11 protein-coding genes and 3 tRNA genes are annotated in these 15,785 nt (G+C 44.3%); 7 read left to right on the plus strand and 7 right to left on the minus strand.

Annotation, left to right across the window (positions count from 1 at the left end):
• Positions 1-13: 13 nt before the first annotated feature.
• Both asnS and ACYTXU_RS06750 read left to right on the plus strand, forming a co-directional pair.
• A complete protein-coding gene (gene asnS, locus ACYTXU_RS06745; RefSeq protein ID WP_462205847.1) occupies positions 14-1,411 on the plus strand; it encodes an asparagine--tRNA ligase in 1,398 nt (465 codons plus the stop codon).
• 98 nt (positions 1,412-1,509) lie between these two features.
• The gene (locus ACYTXU_RS06750; RefSeq protein WP_012801478.1) at positions 1,510-1,686 is read left to right on the plus strand and encodes a CBU_0585 family protein; all 177 of its coding nucleotides are present in this window, start codon (positions 1,510-1,512) and stop codon (positions 1,684-1,686) included.
• Between the two features lie 72 nt (positions 1,687-1,758).
• Here ACYTXU_RS06750 and ACYTXU_RS06755 read toward each other — a convergent pair whose 3' ends face one another.
• On the minus strand, positions 1,759-2,310 hold the full coding sequence (locus ACYTXU_RS06755; protein WP_462205849.1) for a nitroreductase family protein: 552 nt from the start codon (positions 2,308-2,310) through the stop codon (positions 1,759-1,761).
• Between the two features lie 253 nt (positions 2,311-2,563).
• On the opposite strand from ACYTXU_RS06755, the gene ACYTXU_RS06760 reads away from it, so the two are divergent.
• Complete coding sequence (locus ACYTXU_RS06760; protein WP_462205850.1) at positions 2,564-2,767, plus strand: hypothetical protein; 204 nt, start codon at positions 2,564-2,566, stop codon at positions 2,765-2,767.
• A gap of 559 nt (positions 2,768-3,326) precedes the next feature.
• Here ACYTXU_RS06760 and ACYTXU_RS06765 read toward each other — a convergent pair.
• The 3 genes from ACYTXU_RS06765 to ACYTXU_RS06775 all read right to left on the minus strand — a co-directional run bounded on the left by ACYTXU_RS06765 (position 3,327) and on the right by ACYTXU_RS06775 (position 4,298).
• Positions 3,327-3,402: transfer RNA gene (locus tag ACYTXU_RS06765), tRNA-Glu, on the minus strand.
• Between the two features lie 643 nt (positions 3,403-4,045).
• Positions 4,046-4,121: transfer RNA gene (locus ACYTXU_RS06770), tRNA-Glu, on the minus strand.
• A 101-nt stretch (positions 4,122-4,222) separates the two neighbouring features.
• Positions 4,223-4,298 (minus strand) — tRNA-Ala (locus ACYTXU_RS06775).
• Between the two features lie 129 nt (positions 4,299-4,427).
• Between ACYTXU_RS06775 and ACYTXU_RS06780 the strand changes: the two genes are divergently transcribed.
• The 4 genes from ACYTXU_RS06780 to pyk all read left to right on the plus strand — a co-directional run bounded on the left by ACYTXU_RS06780 (position 4,428) and on the right by pyk (position 12,741).
• Positions 4,428-6,476, plus strand: coding sequence for a prolyl oligopeptidase family serine peptidase (locus tag ACYTXU_RS06780; protein ID WP_462205851.1), 2,049 nt, complete (start codon positions 4,428-4,430; stop codon positions 6,474-6,476).
• A gap of 219 nt (positions 6,477-6,695) precedes the next feature.
• Positions 6,696-7,913, plus strand: a complete 1,218-nt coding sequence (locus tag ACYTXU_RS06785; RefSeq protein ID WP_462205852.1) for an efflux RND transporter periplasmic adaptor subunit — start codon at positions 6,696-6,698, stop codon at positions 7,911-7,913.
• Positions 7,914-7,924: 11 nt separating this feature from the next.
• Positions 7,925-11,110, plus strand: a complete 3,186-nt coding sequence (locus tag ACYTXU_RS06790; RefSeq protein ID WP_462205853.1) for an efflux RND transporter permease subunit — start codon at positions 7,925-7,927, stop codon at positions 11,108-11,110.
• Between the two features lie 185 nt (positions 11,111-11,295).
• Positions 11,296-12,741 (plus strand): pyruvate kinase, encoded by a 1,446-nt coding sequence (gene pyk / locus ACYTXU_RS06795; protein WP_462205855.1) that lies wholly within the window; start codon positions 11,296-11,298, stop codon positions 12,739-12,741.
• A gap of 16 nt (positions 12,742-12,757) precedes the next feature.
• On the opposite strand, the gene ACYTXU_RS06800 is transcribed toward pyk, so the two are convergent.
• From ACYTXU_RS06800 to ACYTXU_RS06810, 3 genes are all read right to left on the minus strand, one after another.
• Positions 12,758-13,654 (minus strand): DMT family transporter, encoded by an 897-nt coding sequence (locus tag ACYTXU_RS06800; RefSeq protein ID WP_462205856.1) that lies wholly within the window; start codon positions 13,652-13,654, stop codon positions 12,758-12,760.
• Positions 13,655-13,760: 106 nt separating this feature from the next.
• The gene (locus tag ACYTXU_RS06805; protein ID WP_462205858.1) at positions 13,761-14,822 is read right to left on the minus strand and encodes a MaoC family dehydratase; all 1,062 of its coding nucleotides are present in this window, start codon (positions 14,820-14,822) and stop codon (positions 13,761-13,763) included.
• Positions 14,823-14,874: 52 nt separating this feature from the next.
• Entirely contained in the window at positions 14,875-15,783 is a 909-nt protein-coding gene (locus tag ACYTXU_RS06810; protein ID WP_462205859.1) for an HpcH/HpaI aldolase/citrate lyase family protein, read from the minus strand.
• Positions 15,784-15,785: the final 2 nt, after the last annotated feature.

Raw genomic sequence — 15,785 nt, forward strand, 5'->3', positions numbered from 1 at the left:
GAGCCTTAATATCATGTTAGTATCTATTGTCGACGCCCTAGCGGGCAAACCAGCCGCCGGTGAGCAAGTTACCGTTCAAGGCTGGGTACGTACTCGTCGTGATTCAAAAGCCGGACTATCGTTCGTCAATATCCACGATGGTAGCTGCTTTAATCCCATTCAGGCAGTAGTCGATAATAATGTGGCTAATTATGAGTCCGAAGTGGTTAAGCTTACCGCCGGTTGCTCAGTACGCGTTACTGGCAAATTGGTTGAGTCACAAGGTAAAGGCCAGTCATTCGAGATCCAGGCCACTGAAGTTGAAGTATTAGGCTGGGTTGATGAGCCTGACACCTACCCGATTCAGCCAAAGCCTCATTCGGTTGAATTTTTACGTGATAATGCACACTTGCGTCCACGCACTAATTTAATCGGTGCCGTTACTCGTGTTCGCAACTGCCTGGCACAAGCGGTTCACCGCTTCATGCATGAGCAAGGTTTTTACTGGATTCACACGCCAATTATTACTGCATCGGATGCCGAAGGTGCTGGTGAAATGTTCCGCGTCAGCACGCTGGACATGACCAACCTACCAAAAAATGACAAGGGCGATATCGACTACAGTCAGGACTTTTTCGGCAAAGAATCCTTTTTGACCGTATCCGGTCAGCTTAATGTCGAAAGTTACTGTATGGCCATGTCCAAGGTTTACACCTTTGGCCCTACTTTCCGTGCCGAAAACTCCAACACCAGCCGCCACTTAGCTGAATTCTGGATGGTCGAGCCTGAAATTGCTTTTGCCAACTTGTCGGATAACGCCGATTTAGCCGAAGCCATGATGAAATACATCTTCAAAGCGGTGCTAGACGAATGTGCTGATGATATGGCCTTCTTCCAGCAGCGCGTTGACAAAGACTGCATCAACCGCCTTGAAAACGTCATTAATCACAACTTTGAGCGCATGAGTTACACAGATGTCATCGAAGTGCTGAAAAAAGCCGACAAGAAGTTTGACTACCCTGTCGAATGGGGCATCGACCTACAATCAGAGCACGAGCGCTACATTGCAGAAGAGTATGTTGGTCGCCCAACCGTGGTCATGAACTACCCGAAAGACATTAAAGCCTTTTATATGCGCTTGAACGACGATGGCAAAACAGTCGCCGCAATGGATGTTTTAGCTCCAGGCATTGGCGAGATCATCGGTGGTGCGCAACGTGAAGAGCGCCTGGACGTGCTCGATAAGCGTATTGAAGAAATGGGCTTACCAGCTGAAGATTACTGGTGGTATCGCGACCTGCGTCGTTATGGCACAGTGCCGCACGCTGGTTTTGGTTTAGGCTTTGACCGCTGCGTGTCTTATGTCACTGGCGTGCAAAACATCCGTGATGTAATCCCATTCCCTCGTGTACCTAATAACGTTAAGTTCTAATTACTTATAATTGTGCTCAAATGATTAAGGCCACAAACGTGGCCTTTTTTATTGCATTGAGCTAGTATGAAGTCAGTACACAGCCAACGGAAACAGCTATGTCAAAAAAGAATTACACCAGTGAAATCACAGATTTTTTGCAAGAGCTTGATGAGACGATTAAGCCTGACTCGCCTTCTCGTCGTGCGGAAAAAGCTAAGTATGATGAGATAAACGAAAAGCGTGACAACCCTGACTACAAAGATAAAAAATCAAAACTATGGGAAGAGTTTTAGCCCTTCCCTTTCCCTGTTCCACACATTCTCTCGCTCTCTCTACACTCTCTAGATATAAGATGTAAGATATAATTAAGCCCAACTGACAAAATCATCGACATCAGGGATTGGCTTCGCTTTAAGCTCCATATCTGGCGTGCCTATATAGATAAAGCCCACAATCGTATCATTGTGATCTAACCCTAGTAATGGCCTAAGATGCTCATTAAAGGCCAAAGGTCCTGTCCGCCAGTAAGCGCCATAGCCTAAGCTATCAAGACCCAACATTAAATTCTGCACGCCCGCTCCAGTAGACAGCACTTCTTCAATATGTGGGACTTTTTCATGCCCACGAGCTTTTGCCACCGCAACAACGACCATTGGCGCACGGTGAGGCAACGACTTAGTCTTTTCCTGCTTTTCAATCTCAGCGTTGGGATCCTCAGACACACAAGCCAAACGGTACTTCTCTCCTAACTCATTCAAAGCATTTTCACCCTCGAACACAATATATTGCCAAGGCATCAGGCGCTTGTGATCGGGAGCCCTTAAAGCAGCCTTAAAAACCTGATTCATCTCTTCTTTAGTTGGTGCAGGTGCTTTTAAGCGTCCGCAAGAAACACGATTAATTAAAGTGTCTAACATGATATTTTCTCAAAGTTCATACTCTAAATTGTTAGCGACTATAGCATAAATTCAATTACCTAGAATGAATAAAACTTTAAAGGATTATCTAGCAGAAACAATTAAGAACTTCGCAGAAATGACCATATTAATGGCTCGTGTCGACAATACCTTGTCTGCCATTAATACTGATTAATGTGTTGATTTTCTATCCATTGTTCCGTATTTTGAATCCTGAACACTAAAACAAAACACAGTAAATGGGGATATTATTATGAAAAACTTAGGTTCATTCATTGCTTTATTGGGGATTGCTTCCATCGCTCTATTCTTCTTCGACTATGAGTTAAAACTACTCGGTTGGATTAACAACTGGGGTGAAAACATCGCATGGACAATACGCGGTGGCCTAGTCGTAGTGGGCGCATTGTTATTCTTTATGGCACCTTCAGAGAAAGATTCAGAAGAAACAGCTTAAACCAGCTGTAACTCTTCTAAAAGCCCGACCATGTGTCGGGCTTTTTTGTGGCTGCCATTCCAATGCATTGACACTCTCGCTGGAGGAAATGCAGAGATTTGTCAGGAACAAATCCTGTCCTGGCTATCAGTTCTGAGGGGCTTAAGGGCGCAGAGTTTTGCTCCTCGGCAACAGCTCCTGCGTTGCTCTAACTCCTGCATCCATGCAGTCGTGCAAACTCTGCACTTCAACCATCTGACCTCCATGGATGGAGGAAATGCAGGGATTTGTCGGGAACAAATCCTGCCCTGGTGCTTGTCGAACGAGTTCTCCTTCATTATCGACATGATATAATAAAACCCAGCCACAAGGGCTGGGTTTTATTTATATGGCACTGACCCACAGGGATGTGGGGAATGCAGCAACAATGCCGGGAGTCTTGGCTGTCCGTAGGGGAGGCAGAATTTTGCTCCATGCAAATTCTGCACTTCCGCCATCCATGGCGGTCGTCGAACTGGTTCTCCTGCACTTTCGACATGATATAAAAAAACCCAGCCACAAGGGCTGGGTTTTATTTATATGGCATCCCGTAGGGGAGTCGAACCCCTGTTACCGCCGTGAAAGGGCGGTGTCCTAGGCCTCTAGACGAACGGGACACAATGTTTGAAACTGTTCTCTCAAACGCGGGCGCAATAATAATGCCCCTACCCCCGTTTGTCAAAATTTTTATGGCTCTTTTTAGGTTTTTTACTGTTTTAAATCGAAAGTGGCGATAAATCAGTCAGATAGGTTAAGAAAGGTACAGCTGGAGTAAAGCCATATTAATCAGAAGAGACTGACCAATCCTCTCTGTTTCACTGTAAATCGTAAGGGAAAAGCCAATGCAGTAGTCCCATCCAAAATCAATAGTATTATCCAGAGTTATGTCATACTGACGGAAGTCAGTATCTGCTCTTTGACCTTTCAGAAACTCTCTAGGCTGCTCGGTAGAAAAAGCTCAGCGACAAGGTAGCCTAGGTCAACACAGTGCTATGGCTACCGGGGAGGCCGAAAACTGAATCTGACTGACAGGGACGTCAGGAATGCCGAAAATGCAGGAGCAACTTTCGGTCTGTGTTGACTTATCGTAGGGGAGTACTCAGCACATCCTGTGCTTCGCCCTTCGGGCCAGCGTCGCTCCGCTCCGCTGTTAAAATTTGTTCCCGACAAATTTTTCGAACCCTTACAGGGCTTCTCCGTCACCATACAGAATGCATAGATACAAAAAAGCCCAGCATATAGCTGGGCTTTTTCTGTATATGGCATCCCGTAGGGGAGTCGAACCCCTGTTACCGCCGTGAAAGGGCGGTGTCCTAGGCCTCTAGACGAACGGGACACAATTCTTACGTTGAACATTTTGCTGTTAATGCGAGGTGAATAGTGAGGAAGTTTACACCAGTAAACGACGAACTAATCAACAAAGCAGTAACACAAAATTGGTGGAGCTAAGCGGGATCGAACCGCTGACCTCTACACTGCCAGTGTAGCGCTCTCCCAGCTGAGCTATAGCCCCAAAACAATGGCGCGCATTTTAGCACGGAGCTTACTACTGTCAACTGTATTTTGATGCAAATTATCGACTTAGCTCGAAAAGCTCAGTATAGTTTTGGCCACCTAGCACTAATAAAAATTTGAGTCTGTTATGAAACATTTATTCTTGGTATTTGGCTTACTGGCTTTAAACGCTGGTGAAGCTATGGCATCAAAGCCTTTTACGGCTGAAGATATGGTGACCATGAAGCGGGTTGCCTCCCCTACTCTCTCACCTGACGGAAAGACAGTCGCTTATATGCTACGAACCACTGATCTCGAAGCTGATAAAGGTACTTTTGATATTTACCTGACCAGCTCGATTGATAAAAAGAGTAAACCTAAACAGATTACGACCGACCCTGCTGCTGATACCAGCCCAAAATGGTCGGCTGATGGCAGCTACCTTTATTTCCTATCAAGTCGCAGTGGTAGCAATCAGCTGTGGCGATATGCGGTAGCGTCAGAGTCTATTGAGCAAGTTTCTGATGTACCTGTCAGTATAGGTACTTATAAGCTGTCACCAACGGGAGAGCAGGTTGTTTTTAGCGCATCGGTTTACCCGGAATGCGATACCCTAAAATGCAGCAAAGAAAAAACTGAAGCAGCGAGCAATAGCAAACAGGAAGGCAAGCTGTATGACAAGATCTTTGTCCGTCACTGGGATCATTGGTTAGAAGGTACGCAAAGCCGTTTGTTTAGCGCCAAGCTTTCTAAGTCGCCTTTTACAGATGCAACTGCCCTTTCCCATAGCTTAAACGGTAATGTTCCCTCCAGCCCTTTTGGTGGCGACGAAGAGTACGCTATTAGTCCAGATGGCAAGACAGTCATTTTTACTTTACGTATCGCCGATAACAATGAGCCAACTTCTACCAACTTTGATTTGTACGAAGTTTCCATTGCTGGTGGCAAAGTTAACAACCTGACCAAAGCAAATCTGGCTTGGGATACCCAACCTGTATTTAGTCCCGATGGCAAAAAACTAGCCTGGCTTGCGATGGATCGTCCGGGCTTTGAAGCGGATCGTCGTCAGTTGCACATTCGTGATTTAAAATCTGGCAAAACAGAAAACGTTACCAAAGACTGGGATCGCTCTTTCTACGGCTTCCAGTTCAGCAAAGACGGCAAACAGGTCTTCTTGTATGGTAACCATATTGGCAAAAATGTTATCTGGTCCTATGATTTAGCAACCAGACAAAAACAACAGCTCACTGACGCTGGCTATGTGTCAGCATTTGATGTGGGCTCAGATAAGGTCGTTTATCAATATGACGATCTGAAAAATCCTGCTGATTTGTATGTGATGGAGCTTAATGGCGCTAACAAACGTCAACTGACTCATGTTAATCAAGATGTCATGTCCGAGCTAGAATTTGGTGAGTATGAGCAATTCAACTTCAAAGGTTGGGATGATGAAACCGTCTATGGCTATATCGTCAAACCTGTCGATTTTGACGAAGACAAGGAATACCCATTAGCTTTCCTGATCCATGGTGGCCCTCAAGGCAGCTTTGGTGATCACTTTCATTATCGCTGGAATCCACAGACCTACGCCGGTCAGGGATTTGTTGCAGTCATGATCGATTTCCATGGCTCTACAGGCTATGGCCAGGACTTCACAGATGCAATTACAGGTGACTGGGGTGGCAAACCACTGGAAGATTTACAGAAAGGTTTAGCCTACGTTGAAGAGAATTATGAGTTTGTTGATACTGATAACGCCTGTGCTTTAGGCGCTTCTTATGGCGGTTACATGATCAACTGGATTGCCGGTAATTGGTCTGATCAATTTAAATGTCTGGTTAATCATGACGGTATTTTCGACAACCGCATGATGTACTACTCAACAGAAGAACTTTGGTTTGTTGAATGGGAAAATGGTGGTACCTATTTCGATACACCGGAAAACTTTGAGAAACATAATCCAGTTCATTTTGTTAAAAACTGGAAAACACCGATGTTAGTGGTCCAAGGTAGCAAAGACTACCGAGTTCCAGAAACACAGTCATTGGCCACTTTCACTGCGCTTCAGCGTCAGGATATACCAAGCCAATTATTAATTTTTGAGAATGAAAATCACTGGGTATTAAAGCCTAATAACAGCATTCAATGGCATCAAGTGGTCAATAATTGGTTACATCAGTGGCTAAAAGCCAAATAATTCAAACTATCTAACTAAACCCTTCATAGTTAATTACTATCTAAAAACAACAAAAAGGTGCCTTTGGGCACCTTTTTTTCACACTTCAGCCTTTAAAATACAGGACTGAAACATTTGTTAACCTTTTGTCATTACTGAACATTAGGTTATAAAAATGGTCGAGAGTTATAATAGCTTCGAGTTGGAGTAATCCTAAAATTTGTTAAGCGGGAAAAAATAATGACCAAAAGAATCGTAATTGGTGTATCAATAGTTATTGCAACAGCGATAATTATTTGGGGGCTCATCAACATGAAGCCGGAACCACCAAAAAAGAAACCTTTTGTCCAAGCCATCGTCGTTGAAACCAAAACTGTCGAAGGTGAAGACATTCAATTCATTGTTGACAGCCAAGGACCTGTTCTGCCAGTTGAGAATTCAACTATGGTTGCAGAGGTTAGCGGCCGCATTATCAGTGTCTCTGATAACTTTCGGGTAGGTGCATTTGTCGAAAAAGGTGAAACCCTGTTTGCCATTGACCCAGCTAATTATGTTGCTAATGTACGCAGTGCTGAAGCCGCCCTTGCACAAGCCCAGGCAAGTTATCAAGATGCTCAAGCCAGAACCGAGCAAGCTCGTAAAGACTGGAAGAAGATTGGTAAAGGAGAACCTTCTGATCTGGCTTTACGACTCCCACAGCTCAAACAAGCTGAAGCTTCGGTTCAATCTGCAGAAGCAGATCTGATGCGTGCCCGTCGCGATTTAGAAAGAACCAAAGTTAAAGCCAGTTTTAACGCCTTGATTCAAAGCAAGATGGTTGGCTTAGGTCAGTTCGTTAATGTCGGCAGTCAGGTAGCCACTCTGTACGGCACTGAGTATGCCGAAGTTCGCTTACCGGTTCCTGATCAAGAGTTAGCTTTCCTTCGCCTACCCGATATGGAAAATCCGCAAAAACAACCTGATGTGCGCCTACTGGGCAGCTATGCAGGAGAGGAGCAAAATTGGTTCGGTAAAATAGTTCGTACCGAAGGTGTTGTTGAGCAAACCAACCGCTTAACCTACCTGGTCGCTCAAATTCAAGACCCTTATAATTTAAAAGCACAAAATAGTGATGAAAAACCGCTGAGATTCGGAACATTTGTCCGAGCAGAAATTGCAGGTAAGCAGCGCGAAGGCCTGATAGCTCTTCCACGTCAAGCTCTTTACTTTGGCAATACCGTTTTGATCCTGGAAAATGAAAGTGAAATTCGCTTACAGGAAGTGACCTTAGCTCGAACTGAGGCCAACACTATTTATATTGATAGCGGCCTAAAGTCAGGTGACGAGGTCATCACTACTCCGGTTCATAATCCCGTTAACGGTATGAAAGTCCAAAAAGTTGGCAGCCAGTCAAAGTCCAGCACTGCAAATACCAATGACACCGCTTTAAGTTCAAGCGCTGACACAGCTAAGCAATAAGGAATTCGCAGATGGTCAAACAATACGATACACATACCGGAATCATCTCCTGGTTCGCCCGCAACTCGGTTGCAGCGAATCTACTGATGATTTTCATTTTTGTTGCTGGGGTCATAGGTTTAATAAACCTTCGCCAACAAGTTTTCCCGGATATCGTTGTCAACTCGGTAAGTATACAAGTACCCTACCCTGGTGCCGCACCTCAGGAAGTTGAAGAAGGCATTGTCATCCTCATTGAAGAAAATATTAAAGAAATTGAGGGCATAAAAAAAGTTACTTCAACCGCATCTGAAGGGATGGGAAGTATCACTGTAGAAATCCAGGACAACTATGAAGTTTCTGCGGTGATGGATGAAATCAAAGTTAAGGTTGATGCCATTCCTAACTTCCCAGCACTAGCAGAACGCCCAGTGATCTATGAAAATCGCAACCAACGCGACGTCATGCGCCTCAATGTATTTGGCGATGCTAATGAGCAGACTCTAAAAGAATATGCCAAGGATATTAAAAATGAACTCCTGACGCTTTCGAACGTTGGTCTGGTTGAGGTACAAGGGGCAAGACCTTACGAAGTAGGTATTCAGGTAAGCGATTATCAATTACGCAAATATGGTTTAACCCTACAAGATGTTGCCAATGCGGTTCGTAGCCACTCTCTGGACTTGCCTAGCGGTACCATTAAAACTCTAGGCGGTGATATCTTGGTTAGAACCAAGAACCAGGCCTACGATGCCTACGACTTTGCAAAAATACCGGTCATAACACGTCCGGATGGCACCACTCTATTACTGGCGGATATTGCAGCGATTGATGATGGCTTTGCTGAGTGGAATTTTCTGTCACGCTTTGACGGTCAACCAACAGTCAGCTTGAGAGTTCGCTCATCCCTTGAGTCTGATGATCTACTAATAGCTGAGCAAATTTACGACTATCTGGATAAGAAAACTCCCACACTTCCGGCAGGAATAGGTATTGAAGCTTGGGGGGATGGTACTTATTACCTGAAAGGTCGTCTTGAGATGATGCAGAAAAACATGATCACAGGTGTAATACTAGTTTTCATCGTTTTAGCTCTCTTCTTACGCTTTAAACTTGCTTTCTGGGTCATGATTGGCATCCCTCTCTGTTTCCTGGGAGCATTTGCTTTGATGTATATGTATCCAGGCTTTGCCATGACCATCAACATGATTACCCTTTTCGGATTTATTCTGGTGCTGGGGATCGTTGTCGATGATGCAATTATTATTGCTGAAAGTGCTTGGGCCTCCATTGAGGAAAAAGGTCACAGCATTGATAGTGTCGTGGAAGGCTCTAAAAGAGTCGCCCTGCCTGCAACCTTTGGTGTACTGACAACCATAGCAGCTTTCTATCCAATGCTGGCAATCAGCGGACCATGGAGCAATGCAATGGCATCCATGGGTCTCGTAGTAATGTTCTGTTTGATGTTCTCATTAGTTGAGTCAAAACTTATTTTGCCAGCTCACCTGGCTCACATGAAACTCAACAAACTAGAGGATACCAAAAATCCAAAAGTAAGAGCCGTCAAAGGGTTCTTCCGAGCGATACGTTTAAAAGTAAAAGATCTATTGTCGCGCTTTATCAATAATGTTTACAGGCCAAAACTTGAGCTATTTTTGAAGTACAGAGGCCTGACTATTCTAACCTTTATCTGCATATTATTTATCACAACAGTCGGCTTTATTGGCAGCGGTTGGGTCAAAGCCCGTATGTTCCCAAGTATTCCAAATGATGGCGTATTTGTAGAGATAAAAATGGCTGAAGGTGCAACTGCCGAGCAAGCAATGAGCAACATTCAGGTTGTATGGGACAAGCTTAATGAGCTACACAAAGAAGTGGAAGCTGAGCATGGCATTGGCGTCTTCCAACATGCCTTTATGTGGACTCGTGAAAATACCGGTGGTTATATGTGGACTGAGTTGGTGAAGAGTGAAAACTTACCAATTCATCAATTTGAATTGATTGACCGCTGGCGAAACATGGTCGGAACATTACCCGCTATTGAAGAAATAAGCTTTGGCGGCGGTGGCGGTGGCCCTGGCGGTGATCGAGTGGGGTATCGTCTAGTCGGTTCAGATATTGAAGAATTACAGATTGTTACGGAGAAAATCCGAGCCAAACTGGCTGAGTATGACGGTGTTTATGACATCAGTGATAACTTATCCGGTGGTAAAGAAGAAGTCGTTGTTGAAGTGAAACCGCACGGCTATAACCTGGGATTAAGCACTCAAGTCCTATCTCAGCAGGTTCGAAATGCATTCTATGGCTCAGAAGCTCAGCGTTTCTTACGCGATAACGAAGAAATAAAAGTCTTTGTTCGATATCCGCTAGAAGATAGACGCTCAATTGGCAACCTGGAACAGATGCCAATCAGAACACCATCTGGGGAATATGTCACTTTCACCGATGTGGCTGACTATAAGGTGCAAGAAGGTTACGCGAGAATTTCAAGGATTGATGGTGTGCGCGCAAATCGCATTAGCGCGGATGTTAGCCCTCAGGCACCGATCACCTCTGGAGAGATTCAAGAGGATATGAATACTAACATTGTTCCAGGTATATTGGCGCAACACCCTACGGTAAAACTGGAAAAAGGTGGCCCTAGTGAAGACGCCGAAAAGTTACAAAGAGAACTTCTTCAAGGGGCTGCTATTGCTCTTATATTAATTTACGGTTTAATGGCAATACCTTTAAAATCCTATATCAAACCTGTGGTTGTCATGTCAGCGATTCCATTCGGTATTATTGGAGCAATGGTAGGGCATTTACTTTTAGGACTGGATTTAACCATGTTCTCCTTCTTCGGTATTATTGCTTTATCGGGGGTTGTAGTGAATGATAGCTTGTTGATGGTCGACTTTATTGGCCGGGCGCGAGCAGAAGGTATGTCACGTATTGAAGCTGCTGTTAATGCCGGTACTCGTCGTTTCCGAGCCATTATCTTGACCTCATTGACGACCTTCTTCGGCTTGTTACCAATCACTACTGAAACCAGTTTGCAAGCACAGTTAGTGATCCCGATGGCGGTCTCACTGGCATTTGGTATCGTCTTTGCAACAGTGATTACGCTAATCTGGGTACCCTGCTTATACGTCGCATTAGGTAGCGTCAAAGATTGGTTCCTTGGTCGCGATGCCAAAAGTATTGCTAAAGATCAAGAAGCATACGAAAGCAACTAACTACAAAGCGGTGTTTAATTAAAGGGGCTTTACGCCCCTTTTTTTATATCAATCGTTTTATAAAAACTTAATACTGATCAATAGCAGCCCTGCCCTTTTTTCTCTACAATGGTGTTGTTTTTCCAGTGCTTGCCTTTACACTGGTAATTATCAAACATATCTATCAAAAACTGAGCAAAAACCATATGTTTAAACGCACCAAAATTGTTGCCACCCTGGGGCCCGCCACTGAATCAGACGATACCATTCGATCATTAATTAAAGCTGGCGCCAATGTTTTTCGGCTGAATTTCTCTCATGGTGAAGCTAAAGATCATATTCATCGAGCTGAACAGATTCGCAGAATCTCGCGGGACATGAACCGCTATATTGCTATTCTCGGTGACTTACAGGGTCCAAAGATCCGCATCGCTCGCTTTAAAAATGGCAAAATAAACCTGGAAGTTGGAGCGACTTTTATCCTTGATTCCGAACTGGAAAAAGAAGCCGGTGACGAAGAACGGGTTGGCATTGATTACAAACAACTACCTGCTGATTTAAAAGAAGGCAATCACTTGATGTTGGATGATGGTCGTATTCAGTTAGAGGTTAAGCGTTTAACTTCAACTGAAATCATTACCGAAGTCATTATTGGTGGCGTATTAAGTAATAATAAAGGGATTAACCTGTTAGGCGGTGGTCTTTCAGCCCCGGCTCTTACCGACAAAGATCGCTCAGACATCAAAATTGCCGCCGCCATGCATGTGGATTATCTGGCGGTTTCTTTTCCAAGAAGTGCTGACGATATGCATGAAGCACGTAAGCTGCTGCAAAAGGCAGGCGGTAACAGCAATTTGGTGGCAAAAATCGAACGTGCCGAAACTGTAAACGATGACAAAATACTTGATGCCATTATCATGGCATCCGATGCGGTCATGGTGGCACGTGGTGATTTAGGTGTCGAAATTGGCGATGCTCAATTAATTGGTGTTCAAAAACATATCATTTCCAGATCTCGAGCTCTTAATCGTGTGGTCATTACTGCCACACAAATGATGGAAAGCATGATCCACAACCCTATTCCGACGCGAGCCGAAGTCTTCGATGTGGCTAATGCAGTATTAGATGGTACCGATGCAGTAATGCTAAGCGCTGAAACCGCAACAGGCGACAACCCTGCGCGCACCGTTCAAGCAATGGCTAACGTCTGTCTTGGTGCCGAAAAACAATCCATGATTCGAATGTCTCGTCACCGTAATGAGATGTCTTTTGAACTGATTGATGAAGCAATTGCCATGGCAACTATGTACACCGCCAATCACCTCAAAGGTGTTAAAGCCATTGTCGCACTAACGGAGTCAGGATCAACGGCATTATGGTTGTCGCGTATTCGCTCGGGTATGCCGATTTTTGCATTGAGTCGCAATGAGCAGACTCTTCGCAAGGTAGCGCTTTATCGTGGTGTAGAAGCGATTGAGTTTGATCCAACAGTATTAGCAAAGCATGATGTTAATCGGCTAGCCGTTGAAGAATTAAGACTGAGAAACTTCGTAGAAGATGGAGACCTGGTAATTATTACTAAAGGGGATTCTATGGGAGTTCTGGGTGGCACTAATGCCATGAAAATTGTTCGTGTTGGTCAGGTTTATTAATGACAAAATAACAGTCTTAACCACCACTGTTATAAACAAATACAATCACGCCAAGGAAGGCGAGTACCACACCCGCTAAACGACGACGGTTCACTTCTTCTTTCAGGAATAACCAGGCAAATAGCACAATAAACATAATCGACGTTTCATTCAGCACCGAAGCTATAATGGCATCAGTATATTTATAGCCGCCCAGCCAAAGCATCATCGAGATATAGGTTCCAAGCACACTGGCGATGATCAAGATGCGCCAGTCCCTGGGTTGCTTTAGCTCTCGGATTACACGTAAAAATTTACCCCCAATGAGCAACAGGACAATTGAGCCCATTATTCCACCAATAAGGCGTAAACTGATGATCCAGAAGAAGCCATCACCTTCCAGAATCCTTTTAACCATCACCACACCAACGGCATTCAGGAAAACAGCTCCGGCTGCTAACGCAAGCCCTTGCCATAAAACTGGTGTATCAACGTTCTTTCGGTTGCGTTGCCAGGTTACCAGAACGATTCCAATTAACACCATCAAGAAACCAATAAACTGGCTCCAGTGAAGTGTCTCATTTAGGAATAGAACCGACAGTACTATAACGAATGGGCTATATAGACTGGAAACAATAGCGGTATTGCCCGCCCCAACTTTCCGCAAAGCCAGAAAATACCAGGTATCGGACAGCGCAATCCCAATAAAGCCACTAATAGCTACAATTGTCCAATTAATAGCATCCAACTGTGGCAATTGAAACCCTTCCATCAGTAAAGCAGTGGGTACCAACAGAAAGGTTGCCAGGATATTTTTGAAGAGATTGAGCGCGGTCGCGCTAAGAGTTTCGCCAGAATGTTTGAATAAAATAATCGCCGTTGCCCAGCATATCGCGGATGAAAGCGCGAATATCTCACCTAAGCCAAAAGTCATACATCAATCTCAATACAGTGGCGAAAGCCAAAAGAACTCAGCGAGTGAGCCAAAAGATAAGGCAACTTATCATAAAGCGGCATCAAGACCTATCGTTTTAAAAAGCTCAGGTATTGGGAATTAAGACAGTGTAATCGAGATCCAGTACAACATTTTCTGGAAAATCTGTTTTCGGATTTGTGGCTGAGGACACCTGTTCTTTAATGGACTGCCATTGCACATTCTTAAAACCAATAGTTCTAAGTCTTAATGCCCCCAATCCAAAGCCTAGTTCATACTTGTTTTGGACCTGTGTCGCAGCGTAAATTGTATTGCCAGCGTAACAAGGATTAAGATGCACCCCGCCATTGATAGCCGCTAACCATTGCGCGTTGGCCAGTCCATTATGCGACAGGCTGCGACAGAGAGAAATAATGTGACCACCATAGACTAAACGTTGCTGATGCTGGCTGTCTTGCATCTGGTGATAATTAAAGTGCACCTTGGCATTGTTCTGATACAGTTTAGTTGCCATAGTGTGCTCGCTGGCGTCGATAGTCAGACCATCAATATGATCAATCCACTCACCGACTTGATAATCTTTGAATGCAAACTCTTCGCCGCTGGCAATATAACTGTACTGATCAGCATTAAACTGATCCGGCAAGGCAAGATAAGCTGGGCTTACTTCAGAGTTAAGCTGAGGTTCTACTGCAAAAGTATTCTGCATCCCTTCAGCTTTTTTGTGCACCATCACCCAACGCTTCCAGCTGGCTACAGAATGTCCATCCTGATTCATCGCTCGCGAATGAACATAAACAATACCAGTCTTTCCATTGGAGTTTTCTTTGAGGCCAATTACTTCAGATAAGACCGAAATGGTATCACCAATAAAAGCCGGCAATACAAACTGCACTTCAGCATAACCAAGATTGGCAACAGCATTCAGTGAGATATCCTGAACGGTTTTGCCAAAAGCAATATGAAAAAGAAGAAGGTTGTCCACAGGCGGTCTATCAAAACCAACCTTACGCGCCAAATGATGATTACAGAATAAGCTAAAGCGACTACCGGTTAGTGCAATATAAAGACTCACATCCCCGTCTGTAATAGTTCGAGGAATCGGGTGCTCAATGATTTGACCTAAAGAAAAGTCTTCGAAAAAACGTCCAACAGATGATTTGTTCATGTCCTACCGCTTATCGTTATATCACTGGATTAAACACTACCTTAAATAGCGCCTATCGGCTAGTGCCAATCAGTTCGTTTTGCCCCAACTCTTTAACGGTATCATAAAGTGTTAGCACCCGTTCAGCCCATTCTCTTAACGAAGGTTCAATCAGTCGATCATCTATCACAGCAACATTACGCCCTTCTTCATTGGCTTGTTTAATTGCAGTGATAATAGCTTTTGCCCGATTGATATCATCTAGCTTTGGAGTGAATGCATCATTGGTATAGTCCAATTGAATAGGATGAACCACCGCTTTACCATCGAAGCCAAGATCGCGTGCCTGACGACAGGAAAACTCACAGGCTTGAACATTCTTTAAATCAAAGTGTGGACCATCAATCACACACTTCTTATAGGCTCGCGCTGCTAATACTACCAAAGACAAACTGGTCAGCAAGCCAGCACGATCATTGGTCTGAGTGATTTTCAGCTCATTAGATAGATCAGTAACGCCCATGACAACGCAGGATACACGCTCACTGGCGGCGCAGATTTCTTCGGCATGCAAGACGCCTAATGGGCTTTCAATGTTAATCATGACACTGATGTTATCCTTTCGAACTTCATCAATCTGGTCGATATATTTTAGTAAGCTTTTTGCAGACTCTATTCTAGGGAGTAATATCGCATCGATATCCAGATTTTTAATCGCCTTTAAATCTTGCTCCCCCCATTCAGTATGTAACGGGTTAATCCGTACGATACGCTCTGAGTACTCAAAAGTTGGCGACTGCTCAAAAGCCTTAAGCAACAAATCCCGAGCCGTTTGCTTATGTTGTGGTGGAACCGATTCCTGCAAGTCGAAAACGACACTATCAGCAGCTAAACCTCTGGCTTTCTGCAAAAAGCGCTCAACATGTGTGGGCACATACAGCATGGTTCTGCGTGGACGATAATTAAGACTTGATTCCATCATTG

The organism is Kangiella sp. M94 (assembly GCF_054926195.1).